Genomic DNA, 14,194 nt, shown 5'->3' on the forward strand with positions numbered 1-14,194 from the left:
ATGATTAATTGGATAGTTTCTTTTGCGGTTAAACGCCGCATGCTGGTGCTTGCGCTTACATTTTTATTTGCTGGATTTGGTGTATACAACATTCAAAATTTAGCAGTAGACGCAGTACCCGATATAACTAACGTACAAGTGCAAATTAATACCAAAGCGCAGGGTTTTACGCCATTAGAGGTAGAGCAACGCATTACCTATTTGGTAGAAACCGCCATGGCGGGCATACCTAAGCTTGATTATACCCGTTCGCTTTCGCGTTATGGGCTTTCGCAAGTAACGGTTATTTTTAATGAAGGCACCGATATTTATTGGGCGCGTCAGCAAATTGGTGAGCGCATTCAAAGTATTCGCTCCGACTTACCTAATAACGTAGAGCCAAACTTGGGTCCTATTGCCAGTGGTTTAGGCGAAATATTTACTTATAGTGTGCACGCCACGCCTAATGCGTTAAAAGAAGATGGCACCGCCTACAACGCCGAAGACTTACGTACTTTACAAGATTGGGTTATTCGCCCGCAGCTTTTAAAAGTAAAAGGCGTTACCGAAATAAACAGCCAAGGTGGTTTTGAGCGCCAATACCAAGTAGCGCCAGTGCCCGAAAAACTCATTGCCTATAAGCTTACTATTAGCGATGTAATTAGTGCACTTGAGGTTAATAACAGTAACCGAGGCGCAGGCTATATTGAGCGCTTTGACGGGCAATATTTAGTACGCTCGCCTGGGCAGCTTAAAACACTAGAAGACATAGCCAATACCGTTATAGCTAAGCGCGACGATGCGCCTGTACGCATTAAAGATGTGGCTAACGTGCTTTTAGGCAAAGAGCTTAGAACCGGCGCGGCCACTTATAACGGCGAAGAAACCGTGCTCGGCACCGCCATGATGCTAATTGGCGAAAACAGCCGCGTAGTGGCAAAAGCCATGGCTGATAAGTTAGTTGATGTGCAAAAAAGCTTACCCGCTGGCGTTATTGTTGAAGCGGTTTACGACCGCACAACTCTTGTTGATAAAACCATAGCAACCGTGCAAACCAACTTATTTGAAGGTGCCGTTTTAGTGATAGTAATTTTGCTATTACTGCTGGGTAATGTAACGGGCGCGCTTATTACGGCAATGGTTATTCCGTTGAGTATGTTGTTTGCCGTTACAGGAATGGTGGGTAATCGCGTATCGGGTAACCTAATGAGCCTAGGCGCAATCGACTTTGGTTTAATTGTTGATGGCGCTGTAATTGTTGTTGAAAACTGCCTGCGCCAACTCGGTGTAGCTCAGCATAAACATGGCAGGCTACTTACCTTAAACGAGCGTTTAAATGTAGTGACCGAAGCCACCAAAGAAGTATTTACACCGGCTGTATTTGGCATTGTTATTATTATGCTGGTTTACTTACCTTTATTTGCACTAAGTGGCGTTGAAGGCAAAATGTTTCAGCCAATGGCATTTACTGTAGTTGCGGCGTTAATTGGCGCGCTTATATTTGGCGTTACCTTTGTACCCGCTGCTATTGCAGTGTTTGTTCGCGGTAAGGTTGATGAAACCGAAAACGCAGTCATGCGCGGCGTTAAAAAAGTGTATAAGCCATTACTTGGTATATCGCTTAAATTACCGTGGCTGATGGTGGGTATTGCCACTGCATTAGTATTAGTGCTTGGTTTTAAAGTTAAAAACATGGGCGCAGAATTTTTACCGAAACTTGATGAGGGGGATATTGCTATGCACGCGCTGCGCATTACTGGCACCGGTATTGAGCAATCTGTGCAAATGCAAAAAGAGCTTGAGCAAGCCATATTAGATCAGCCTGAGGTTGCTAACGTATTTTCAAAAATTGGTACTGCCGATGTAGCAAGCGATCCTATGCCGCCCAATGTTGCCGATACTTTTTTAATACTCAAACCGCAAGATGAGTGGCCTAATCCAGCACTTACTAAAGCAGAATTGGTTCAGCAAATTCGTACCCGTGTTAACGATGTCCCTGGTAATAATTACGAATTTACACAACCAATAGAAATGCGCTTTAATGAGTTAATTGCTGGCGTGCGCGCCGATGTGGCACTGCGTATTTATGGTGACGACTTAAGCGTACTTAAAGAGTTTGGCGAAAAAGCCACAGGGCTAATGCGTAATATTGCAGGTGCTACCGATGTACGTTTGGAGCAAATGGAAGGATTGCCAACACTTTCGGTAACACCAATGCGCGACCATATGGCGTTATTGGGTTTAAGCGTAAACGATATTCAACAGACACTTGCCGCCGCTGTTGGTGGTGTGCAAACCGGACTAATTTACGAAGGCGATAAACGTTTTTCGTTATTAGTACGCCTTGATAAACGTTGGTCTAGCGATGTATCAGCACTTGCTCGTTTGCCAGTTGCTTTACCTAAAGATAGTAACCCAGAACTTGCGTTTGTACCGCTTGGCGAAGTGGCAACAATTAGCATTGAAAAAGGGCCTAATCAAATAAACCGCGAAAGCGGTAAACGTAACGTAGTGGTAACTGCCAATGTGGAGGGGCGCGATTTAGCAAGCTTTGTAAGTGATGCGCAAGCGAGCATGAATGAATCACTTAATTTACCAAGTGGCTATTGGCTTGAATACGGCGGCACGTTTGAGCAGCTACAATCGGCAAGTAAGCGATTGTCGTTGGTTGTGCCGGTCACTTTACTGCTTATATTTGGCTTACTGTATAGCGCCTTTGGATCGCTTCGTGATTCATTGATTATATTTAGTGGTGTGCCACTGGCATTAACGGGTGGTGTGCTTGCGTTATTGCTGCGCGATATGCCGCTTTCAATATCAGCGGGTGTCGGCTTTATTGCCCTAAGCGGTGTCGCGGTATTAAACGGCGTGGTTATGCTGTCGTTTATTAAGCAATTACGAAGCGATGGTTTAAGCTTGTTTGATGCAATTCACAGCGGTGCATTACAGCGCCTGCGCCCAGTATTGATGACTGCGCTGGTGGCAAGTTTAGGCTTTATACCTATGGCGCTTAATTCGGGAACGGGTTCTGAAATGCAAAAACCTCTCGCGACAGTAGTGGTTGGCGGGATTATTTCATCAACTCTACTAACACTGTTAATTTTGCCCGCGCTTTATAAGTTAGTACATTCTAAATTTACTAAAAAAGCAGAAGCTGAATTAGTTTAAATACTAGCTATTGATAATGTAATAAAAAAAGCAGCTGTACTTACAGCTGCTTTTTTATTTGGGTATTATTTAGCAAAAATACTACATTAATTATATTGAAACAGATTATCCCAACGCTCATCTAATATCGTTTTTGCGTGTTCTAAATTTATTGCGCTATACACATCACTAGTGCACGTTACCAAACGCATACGTACCAGCTTTTCAAGTGCGTCGCTAATTTCAAAATCAAGATCGCACTGGTATTTGCTTTTAAACCAATGCTCTATTTGTTCATCAAGCGTTTGGGCGGTTAAGCCGCTTTCTGATTTTAGTAAAAAGGTATACGCAAGCAGGGCTTCTTTTATGTCTTCTTCTTCGGCAGCGTCAATAAGCGTGTGAAAAACACCCGCGTTATTATCAAGGTTTTTAAAGTAGAGGTTATCGCTAAGCGCTTTCATAAATTTAATTTTACGGTTTTTAAACTTACTCCATTCTTTAAAAATAAAGCTGCCAAATACTCCCATGCCAATAGCAAAGGTAATAAAATGTTGTTGGGTCATTTCTACAGCTTCACTTCTAAAACCACCCCAAAAAGCAAACAAAGCAAGCAATAATACGATTGATGCGCCAAGTTTAGTTATAAGTACCACTGCACCGCCAACTAAAGCCGATGAGCCAATAATTGCTTTATCAATAGGGCGCATGCGTACTTCGCTATTAGGAAATAGCATTTCGAGATCGGCCTTTGGCACATTTTGAAACAGCTTTACTATGGTTGAGCTTGGCTCAAATCCCATTGGCGTTTTATTTTTAGCTTCAAAATAAGCGCTGTCTTTAAAGCGAATAAACACGGCAACACGGTCGTAATTAGTAAAGTGCAGCGGTTTTTTACGAAGGCCCCAAAAGCTGGTAATGGTTTCAGTGAGTTGCGACTCGCCACGGCGATAAAAAACCACTTCTTCAAAGTCGTCAAATTCAACTTCAAGGCGCACCTTAAATAGTGACTCTTCGTTTAATGCATCTTGTAAGTCTTCATTGGTGATCACTTCAAAATTAGCGGCATTAAGCACCTTAGCAAAATCTTTAGCAAACTCATGTTGGCACTGCGCTTTTTGATCCGCCGATACTGGCGCTAACGATCGCGTGTCACTGTTGGGATCAAAAGGGGCGTAGTTGTTTTTAAGTGACTCAAGTGTTGAGTGATAATCGTAATGAATAAGGCTTGCTAGTAAATCGCAAAATTGTTTAAACGATGTTTTTTGTGTACTGCTTTTAAGCTCTTCGCTACACATATCAACAATATCTTGCTTTCTAAAGGGAATAAAACGCGCACTTTGCATAAATTAATAACTACTGTGATAGGGAATCTAACTGCATGGGCACATAATAAAATATTCTTATGGATATTACTAATTTGTTAATGCAGTAGGGCGTGATAAATTTAGTACTGTGTTTTCAGCGTGTATTAACCTAAATATGTAATTATTAGCTCATTGAATACTCTTGTTCTTACTGATAAGTGAAAAGGATTTACTATGGCCATTCAAAAAAAGCTAAAAGAAAAAACGCGTAATTTTATTGACTCTAAGCATATGCTTAGCGGTATTACTGTGGCATCATTTTTAGAGTCAACCATAGTTCCTATTCCACTCGAAGCTGTATTAGTACCACTAATGCAAGCTCGTCGTGAAAAGCTATGGCTTATTGCGCTAATGGCTACTTTAGGCTGCATAGTGGGCGCATTGTTTGGTTATGCGTTGGGTTATTATTTATTTGATGCGGTTGGCGATTGGATTATTAATACTTTTTCGAGCCCTGAGCAATTTGAAAACGTTAAACAGCAAATGCAAGATCAAGGTTTTTGGTTTGTAATAACACTAGGCATAGTGCCTATTCCGTTTCAAATAGCGATGCTTGCAGCTGGCGCGACTAAGTACTCTATTTGGCTGTTTTTGTTGGCCTCGGGTATTGCGCGTTCTATTCGTTACTTTGGTCTGGCTATTATTGTTTATTATGCAGGTAATGAAGCTGAGCGAATCATTAGTAAACATAAAACTAAGGCAATGGTTTTAATAACCTTACTTGTGTTAGGAGTTTGGGGATTAAGTTTGGTGATTTAAGCTCATTATTAAAGGTTATTAACCAGCTTATTCTAATAAGCCTTTTTGGTAATGTGCTATAGTTTTTTAATATAGTATCGGAAAGCTTAGGGTTAATATGATTGAAACTGTAAAACTCACTATCAGGCTTTCTAATTTTTTTAAAATGAGCTGGAAAAATAAAACTGTAAGCCTATTTTTATTAGCTTATATTGTTATTTTTTCAGCCTACTCCCTAACTAACTTTCCTCCTTTACAAGTTCAAAATAATGTTTACGGTTTTACTACCGATTTTATTAATTTAATTGTTCTTATTTTTTTATTTTGGATGGTTCAGTGCTCCAAACTTTCAAAGCTTGCATATACATTTTCGACTCTCGGATTAATGCTTTGGTCCATGGGTAATACAGCTGATTTAATCGATGAGATAGTGAGACAGCCTTACTGGGTAAGTATTTATTTTGAAGATTTATGCAGAACCAGCGGCATGCTTTTAACTTCCTATGGTTTATTTAAAACGATGCGCTTTGTACAAAGTATTAATAATCGATTAGCGCGTGAGCTAATTATTGATGATTTAACCAAGGTACATAACAGACGTTATTTTTATCAGCACGCTAAAGATGCTCAGAACTCGCCTTACGTTATTTTAATTATCGATATAGACCACTTTAAAGCTATTAATGACGAATTTGGTCACGATGTCGGTGATTTAGTACTTAAAGAATTAGCAACCAAATATGACAATGCTTTTGTACATAATAATAAATTTTCTCGCTTAGGTGGTGAGGAGTTTGGTGGCTACTTACCTATAAGCAACATGTTGCAAGCTTGTGATTTTTCACAGCAATTAATTACCATTGCGCATACTATTAATATTCAAAATATTCGCCACTTAACAGTGAGTATAGGTGTTGCAATGCAAATGCCTAATGAGCCTTTAGATAAAGTAATGAAACGCGCCGACCAAGCTTTATATTTAGCTAAAAAGAATGGTCGAGATCGTTTTGAAGTTGCCCCGTAAGCGTTTTTAATTATATAAAAACACGTCCTTATTGTTTGCACATTTACTACACTTTTTAACGTTTTCGTAAGGAAATGTCAGTGAGGGTAATGCTTTGTAAATCATGAAATTAAAATAGAATGTTTGGGTCATAATGGGGATATTAATAATAAGGAATAACCTTAATGACCAACTCCCTTTTAAAAGCTGCATTACCCTTAACTCTAATTACTGTTTTGTCGGGCTGTGGCTCTGATGATAGCTCAAGCTCAACAGGCTACATTCAAATGTATAATGGCTCGTATAACAGCCCATACACACGTCTATTTGTTGAAGAAACAGAACGTTCAGGCGCTGATTTTGCCGATGTAACTACTCGCCATAACTACAGCACAGGCACTTATGATGTAAGTTTTGAGTACCTAGATGCTAACGACAGCTATATAACAATTAGCGACCAAGAAATTTCTATTAAAGGTGACAAAACACAGTTAGTAGTAATGAGCGGCAATTTTGATGAGCCTACATTTACAGAGCTTAGCGTACCTATTACAAGCGATACGGGTGAGTTTAACTTAGGGTTTTATAATATTGCAGGGGAGGATACTAACTACGATATTTACTTAGCAACTGATGATGGCGTATTTGAAAGCGCGACACTTTTTTCATCGGCTCAATATTTAAGTGAGTTAGATCTGCAAAGCGTTGATGAAGGTTATTACACTATTTACATAACCGAAGCGGGCAGCAGTGATGTTGTGTACGAGTCGTCATCTGTTTATTTATACGACGAAGCAAGCTATGTAGCAATGATCCGCCCAAGTTACGCTACAGAAGAAGGCGGTATTACGCTTGATGTAGTAACCGATAACAACTACGTTACTGAGCTTAAACATCAATCTGCCCTGGGGCAATTACGTTTTATAAATACGGTTGATGACTACTCGCCAGTGAGCTTTTCTGCTACACGCGGTACAACTGTAAACACAACAAATATAGTCGCTAGTGACTCTTATACCGATTATGTTGAACTTTCGCCTAATAGTTACAGCGTAGCGATGTACGACGAAGAAGGTACAAAACTAGCTGATAACTTTTTAATGACGCTAGAGCGTGAGCAAAGTGCGGTGGGTATTTTTTATAACGACGTTGATAACGGTTTACGTATGTTGAGCGTTGAAGAAAACCTAACACCAAGTAGTTACAGCCATACGGTATCGGTTGTAAACCTAATTGAAAGCTACGCAGGGCAATCGGTTTCAGATGTAGATGTGTACTTTACACTTAACGGCGAAACGGTAGACGACACCAGTAACGTAGTCGATGGCCTAGATAAGTATGACCAAGAAGAGCAGGTTGTAGATAACGAAATTTACACGGTTTATGTTGTATATGAAGATAATGGCCAGCAAATTGTGCTTATTCAGCAAAGCGATATGGACTTTACACAAGAGGGTAACTACATATTGATTTTAGAGCATGATGAAACAACAAGCTCAGGTTATAAAATGACCCTAGAGCGCACTATTACCGATAGTGTTGAGTAAATCTAAACATATTAAGTAGCATAAAGCCTAAGCACTTTAAGTACTTAGGCTTTTTTATTGAACAAAATTTACCTACTCATTAATAATTAGGTACACTCAGGGCATAATAATTAATAAGAGTGTGCCATGGATGATTTAGTTGGGTTAGCCGTCATAGTAATACTGGTTGTAGTTGCCGGTGCTATTTGCGGCTTAATAGCGCTAGTGCAGTTAAATGGATTAAAACAAGAAGTGGCTGTTTTAAGAGCCAAAATAACACATCTACAAACACATAAATCGATATCGCAAAGAGAACCTCAAAGTGAAGCATCTACGGCTCAGGCAGCGCTTTCAAGATCAGAGCCTATTGCTCATAAAGCACAGCCAAACTTAACGTCCCAAAACTTGTCGCCACCTGTAATAAATCAGCCATCAGCGCCTCCTAAAAAAGCCAAACCAGCTGAAGCATCAGCCATAGAATTACTATTTAATAAATTACGTGCAGGGTTTGAAGAGAACTGGATGACCTGGATAGGCGCAATAGCGCTTGCGTTTGGGGGCATATTTTTAGCTAAATATAGCCTAGAAGCGGGGTTACTATCGCCTGTAATGAGGCTGAGTTTAGGCGGCTTATTTGGGCTTGGCCTAATTGCAGCCGCGGCTTATTTACACCATAAACGCATTGTATTTGAAGGCTTTAATAATTACATACCCGCAGCGCTTGCAAGCGGCGGGTTTATTACCTGTTTTGCTTTAACGCTTTTAGCTTACAGTAGCTACGATATGCTTAGCTCTACCGTGGCATTTTTTGCACTGGCAGCTATTGCAATTAGCGCAAGTGCAATGGCGCTTAGGCTCGGCCCATTATTGGCTGTACTAGGTATTATTGGCGCTTATAGTGTACCAATATGGGTTAGCACTGGCAGTGGTAACTTGTTTGCATTATTTATGTATGTTGGCTTTGTAAGTTTGTCAGCCGCGTTAGTTGCACATAAAGTACAACGTATTTGGCTATGGTATTTACTATGGGCTGGGCACATTGGCTGGTATTTAGTTGGTTTTACGCTACTTAAAGTTAATACCGTTTGGTTAATGGGAACGTTTGCTCTACTGAGTATTATTGGGTTAATTGCTATACCGCGCTTAGGTCTAAAACTGAATGTTATTGAACATCGCCCGCACAGTTTAAAACGTTTAATTAAAGTGCTACCAGATCATGCATTATTACTCGCCTTTATAGCGCCCTTATTATTTACCATGCTAATAAGTCACTTTGATATGCAGTGGCAAACAATCGGTGTGTTGAGTATTGTACTAATATTATTTTTAGTCCTTAAAAATAGCCGCTGGGATATTTGGCAAGCAGTAGCATTAGCAAGTGCAGCGCTATTGGTTATAAGTGCTGAGCGCACGCACCTTTCGCCAAACCTATTTGATGATGCGCTCTTTATATTCAAAAATGAATACGGTTTGGGTTTATTACTCGGATTGTTACTTACCACTTTTGGGCTTTATTACGGTAAAAAACAGATTAAGCGTTTAGCGTTTCATATTACGGGGGCATTTAGTTTATTTGTAATGATAGCGACTTTATATACGCTTATTCCTAATTCTGCGTTAAGTACTGCATATCCACTTTGGGCCGTTGTATTGTTTGTAGTGGCGGCTATTTTAATAAAGTGTGCGCAGCATAATACAACGCTTTTTCAGCGTTTTACCTACTGGGTAGGGGCTAATGCCAATATTACGTTAGCAATTACCATGCTACTAAGTGACAGCGGCTTAACCATTGCTCTTGCTGTGCAAGTGTTACTTATAAGCGTACTTATTAAGCGCTATAACGTGCCTATGCCGCATTGGCCTATAAAAGCCTTGGTTGCTGTGTTATTACTGCGCTTAACGCTTTCACCTTGGACGCCAAGTTACGATGCACTTACGGTATTTGGTTTGCATTGGAGTATTGTGGTTTATCCGTTATGTATCGCGTTATTTTTTGCCGCAGCTAAGTGCTTTGACTCATCAAAACTTAAAATATGGCTGGAAGGTGCAGCCCTTCATTGTTTAGCGCTTTTTATTACAACCGAAACAAGTTATCAGTTAGTAGGGCATTATCCGCAATTTGATTCACTTAACTTTTACGAACAAATACTCCTTACCTGTAACTGGCTGGCATTAGGGTGTGTGTATTTACACAGAGCAAAACTTGCCGGTACTTTAGCTAAGTTATACCAAGTGGCGGGCTTTGCACTTGTAGGGTTAGCAGGGCTTTTTGCTATTAAAACACTGCTTGACGACAACCCATTATTTGAATCACTTTACATAGGTGAGCTGCCAATATTTAACTGGTTATTACTATTGTGGTTAGTACCTGCAGGATTAACGCTTTGGCTGGCCAAGCTTGTAAAACCAATAAACGCTAAAGCTACGCCATTTATATTGGCCGTTGCAGGTGGGTTTATATTATTGGCAATAAACAGCTTTATTCGCCAATACTGGCAAGGGCCTTATATTTACTTATCAAAAGGGGCGAGCAATGCAGAGCTCTATAGCTACTCTATTATTTGGTTAGTATTGGGTGCGGGTACTGTTATTTTTGGTCATTTAAAAAATCAATTATTAATACAAAAAGTAGGCTTAGGCTTACTAGCTGCAGTTATTGTTAAAGTGTTTTTAATTGATATGGCTAACTTGGAGGGCTTACTTAAAGCGCTTTCGTTTATTGGATTAGGGCTTTCGTTGGTGGGGTTAAGTTGGTTGTTCCAAAAGCTTAGAAGCCGAGTAAATCCAGTTTAACTTTATGAATACTTTATAAAGCAAAGCCCAGTGAAGGTACTGGGCTTTTTGTTTTACGCTATTACTTGATAGCTTTTAACTAGAGCACTTTTTACTAGAATACTTTTAACTAGATGACTATGTACTGTGATTAAGCAGTGCCTTTAGTTTGCCCGGTTTAATTGGTTTACTTAAATAATGAATATTAGCGGCTTTGGTTTCTTGTTTAAGCTCGGTGTCGCGTACTGCGGTAATTAAAATAGCGGGTACTTGGCTTTGCCAAATTTCGCGCAGGGTTTTAATTAGCGTTATGCCATCGCAGTCACTACCTAATTGATAGTCCATTAAAATAACATCGGGTGCACCGTTTTCTTTAGCGTGCGCCAGTACATTATTTACATTATCAAACAGTGTGTAATTAGCTTGCCACTTTTTAAGTAAGCTTGCCATTGCAGCTAGGTTTTCAGGGTCGTCGTCTACAGCAACAATATTAATTGCTGCACGGTTTTCTATTAAGCTGTTTGTCGTACTTTTTTGTTGTACAAACTGCTCGTCTCCATAAGGTACTTCAATACTAAAACGGCTACCTTTATTAGGCTCAGAATGCACATCAAGCGGCAAACTTAATAAATCAGCCATACGTTTTACAACACCTAAGCCTAAGCCTACGCCTTTGTTATCGCCCGACTCAACACGGTAAAAGTCGTTAAATATTTTTGCTTGCTCTACTTCGCTAATACCAGGGCCTGTATCCCATACTTCTATTCGTAAATTGTGCTTTCGGTTCCTACAGGCAATTAATACACGGCCATTATCGGTGTATTTAACTGCATTAGAGACCAAGTTTTGAATAATTCGGCGCAAATAGGTTATATCGCTGTGCACAATTTGCTGGTGTGAACGCACACTAAGCTTAAGGCCTTTATCACTTGATAAAATAGCGTACTCACTTTGCAATGGCGCTAAAATATCTTCAATATAAAAGTGGCGAGGGGTTGGGGTCATAGCGCCTTGTTCTAGCTTGGCTATTTCAAGTAGTGCCGACATTAAATGCACGGTTGAATCGAGACTGTCGCCTAATTTTTCAAAGCTGTTTTGGTTAGTGCTGTCGAGTTGCTTTTCGTCAATGGCAGCAAGGTATAAACGTGCTGCGTTTAACGGCTGTAAAATGTCGTGGCTCGCCAGTGCTAGAAAGCGCGTTTTACTGTCGTTGGCTTGCTCTGCTTCTCGTTTGGCTAAAGTAAGTGCTTGCTCGGTTTGTACACGGCTATCTATTTGAGCTTGTAAGTCTCTATTAATGGTTTGCACTTCTTGAGTTCGCGCTTCTATGCGGTTTTCAAGATCCATGTTTACTTCTTCAAGCGCATTTTGCGTACTTATGTGATTGGTAATATCCGAAAAGCTGGTAACAAATCCACCATCGGGCAGCGGATTACCAATCATTTCGTATACTTGGCCATTACGACGGTGGCGAATAAAGTGATGCGAGCTGCCGTATTTTAAATGCTGCACACGTTTTTCTACTTGGCGTTCTATTTCGCCAGGGCCACATTCACCACGGTTAGCGTTGTATCTAATAATATCTTCTATGGGTTGGCCTACTTCTAAAAATCCTTCAGGATAGCCAAACATTTCGCTGTAGCGTTTATTCCAAGCTACTAGCTTTAAATCTTTATCGACAACTGAAATACCATGGCTTAAATTTTCGAGTGAGGTAAATAACAGATTTTGATTAAATTGCAACGCTTGTGTGGTTTCGTCAAAAAAGTTTACAACTTCTTCAAACGCCATACGCTTACCCGACGATACCGTATGTATTAATGCTTGTGCGGAAGATGCGCCCAGCACGCCTGTTAACGCGCGTTCGCAGTAGGCTATAAATTCAGGCTCTGGGTGTGCGTTGTTATCGCTTAAGTGATGGGCGAGTGCGTAATGCGCCAATACTTGTTGGCTGCGCTGAATACCTAAAAAGGTTTGTAGTAGTATTTTAAAGTCGTAAACAGTGGCTTTTACGTCTTTATTTAAGCGCCTTGATAAAATAGCCTGATCTTTAGGGTTAACAAAAGCAGCTGCCTGAATCTTATCAATTAAGCGCTCCTCAGCCCCAAGTGAAAAACTAATATAACACCCAATATTGGCAAACAAAGCTATCAAGGTTCCACGCGTTATAAGCGTTTGTTGTAGCTCGCTATCAAGCGTTGCTCCGGCATCGAGTATTGGCAGCATTAAAAATAGTACCCAGCAAATAAAGCCCGCTACTAAACCTGCATAAACCCCATAAGCATGGCCTTTTCGCCAGTATAAACCGCCCACAATAGCGGGTAATAATTGAGTAACAAGTGAAAAAGCAACTAAGCCCATACTTGCCAGCGCGCTGCTATGGCCAAACCATTGTTGATAGAAATAGGCCAAAATTAATATGCCTGCAATAGCAAAGCGCCTTACAAGTAAAATTCGAGACTTATAACTGGTAGTAATTAAGTTGCGTTTAAATTTACGACGTAGCATTAGGGGTAATACCACATCGTTTGAAATCATCGTGCTTAATGTAAGCGTTGCTACCACTATCATTGCGGTGGCGGCCGATAAACCACCTATAAATACAAAGGTAGTTAAAAAGGCGTTGTCGTTAATTAACGGTAGGGCAAGTACAAAGCTGTCGGGTGAATAGCCGCTGCCAATTTCAGGATGAATTGCCGCAGTCGCAATAGGTAAAATCATTGCGGCAGTTAATAGTAAATACAGCGGGAAAGCCCAGCGAGCGGTAAGTAAGTGGCGTTTGTTTTGATTGTCGACCACGGTTACATGAAACTGGCGTGGTAAACATATAATAGCGGCCGCAGCCATTAAAGACTGGCCAATAAAGTTAAAGCTAAAGAAGTTAAAGTCGCTCCAATGGGCCCAAATCGACTCGGTTACTTTATTTGAAGTAGGCTCTGGCATATTAAATAAGGTGTAAACAGCAAGGCCTGCTACAGCAATAAGTGCAATAAGTTTAATCATCGATTCAAACGCGACAGCAAGCATTAACCCAGAGCGATACTCTGTTACGTCAACTTTGCGGGTACCAAAAAATATTGCAAATAAGGCCATAATTAATGTGGCAGAAAGCGCGAGCATATCGCCTGATATTTTATTACTGTTTTGCAAAAGTAAAAAGCTGGTACTAAGCGCTTTTAATTGCAGTGCAATGTAGGGAATAGTCGCCAGTAAGGCGATTACAGTAACCATAATAGCGGTAGTTTGGCGTTTGCCGTAACGAGCTGAAATAAAGTCAGCAATAGTCGTTATGTTTTGTTTTTTGCTTACCAGTACCAGCTTACGTAAAAACCCTTGGCCGAATAAAAACAGCAGCGCAGGGCCCAATAATATTGGCAAATAACTCCAGCTGCTGGTGGCGGCTGTACCCACTGAGCCGTAGTAAGTCCAAGAGGTACAGTAAATCCCAAGTGAGAGTGAATACACAAAAGGGTGATGGCTAATACGCTTCGCCAAAGGGGTTGTTTTATCGCCCCAATTGGCGAGCCAAAACAGCACACCTATATAACTTAAAGCAACAATAATGAGTACGGCAGTCATGTTGTTATTAAACCTTATTATTTTAAATAGTCCCTCAACCCTATGAGGGATTAACACAATACCAGAACTGAGGTTAAGTGTGAGGC

At 40.5% G+C, this 14,194-nt stretch carries 7 protein-coding genes; 5 read left to right on the forward strand and 2 right to left on the reverse strand.

The features are described from left to right. Positions 1–3,147: a CusA/CzcA family heavy metal efflux RND transporter gene (locus GQR52_RS02160; RefSeq protein WP_165727295.1), complete on the forward strand. Its 3,147-nt coding sequence runs from the start codon at positions 1–3 to the stop codon at positions 3,145–3,147. Between the two features lie 86 nt (positions 3,148–3,233). Here GQR52_RS02160 and GQR52_RS02165 read toward each other — a convergent pair whose 3' ends face one another. After that, positions 3,234–4,469, reverse strand: coding sequence for a TMEM143 family protein (locus tag GQR52_RS02165; RefSeq protein WP_010554605.1), 1,236 nt, complete (start codon positions 4,467–4,469; stop codon positions 3,234–3,236). A gap of 195 nt (positions 4,470–4,664) precedes the next feature. On the opposite strand from GQR52_RS02165, the gene GQR52_RS02170 reads away from it, so the two are divergent. The 4 genes from GQR52_RS02170 (at position 4,665) to GQR52_RS02185 (ending at position 10,550) form a co-directional block, all read left to right on the forward strand. Then, positions 4,665–5,249, forward strand: a complete 585-nt coding sequence (locus GQR52_RS02170) for a VTT domain-containing protein (protein ID WP_010554604.1) — start codon at positions 4,665–4,667, stop codon at positions 5,247–5,249. 97 nt (positions 5,250–5,346) lie between these two features. After that, complete coding sequence (locus GQR52_RS02175; protein ID WP_197142074.1) at positions 5,347–6,252, forward strand: GGDEF domain-containing protein; 906 nt, start codon at positions 5,347–5,349, stop codon at positions 6,250–6,252. A 164-nt stretch (positions 6,253–6,416) separates the two neighbouring features. Further along, the gene (locus GQR52_RS02180; protein WP_165727296.1) at positions 6,417–7,778 is read left to right on the forward strand and encodes a hypothetical protein; all 1,362 of its coding nucleotides are present in this window, start codon (positions 6,417–6,419) and stop codon (positions 7,776–7,778) included. A 126-nt stretch (positions 7,779–7,904) separates the two neighbouring features. Further along, positions 7,905–10,550: a DUF2339 domain-containing protein gene (locus GQR52_RS02185; protein WP_165727297.1), complete on the forward strand. Its 2,646-nt coding sequence runs from the start codon at positions 7,905–7,907 to the stop codon at positions 10,548–10,550. Between the two features lie 117 nt (positions 10,551–10,667). Here the strand turns inward: GQR52_RS02185 and GQR52_RS02190 are convergent, their stop codons facing one another. Next, the gene (locus GQR52_RS02190) at positions 10,668–14,108 is read right to left on the reverse strand and encodes a PAS-domain containing protein (RefSeq protein ID WP_165727298.1); all 3,441 of its coding nucleotides are present in this window, start codon (positions 14,106–14,108) and stop codon (positions 10,668–10,670) included. Positions 14,109–14,194 lie beyond the last annotated feature (86 nt).

Source organism: Pseudoalteromonas sp. 31A1 (genome assembly GCF_011378815.1).
GTDB lineage: Bacteria > Pseudomonadota > Gammaproteobacteria > Enterobacterales > Alteromonadaceae > Pseudoalteromonas > Pseudoalteromonas arctica.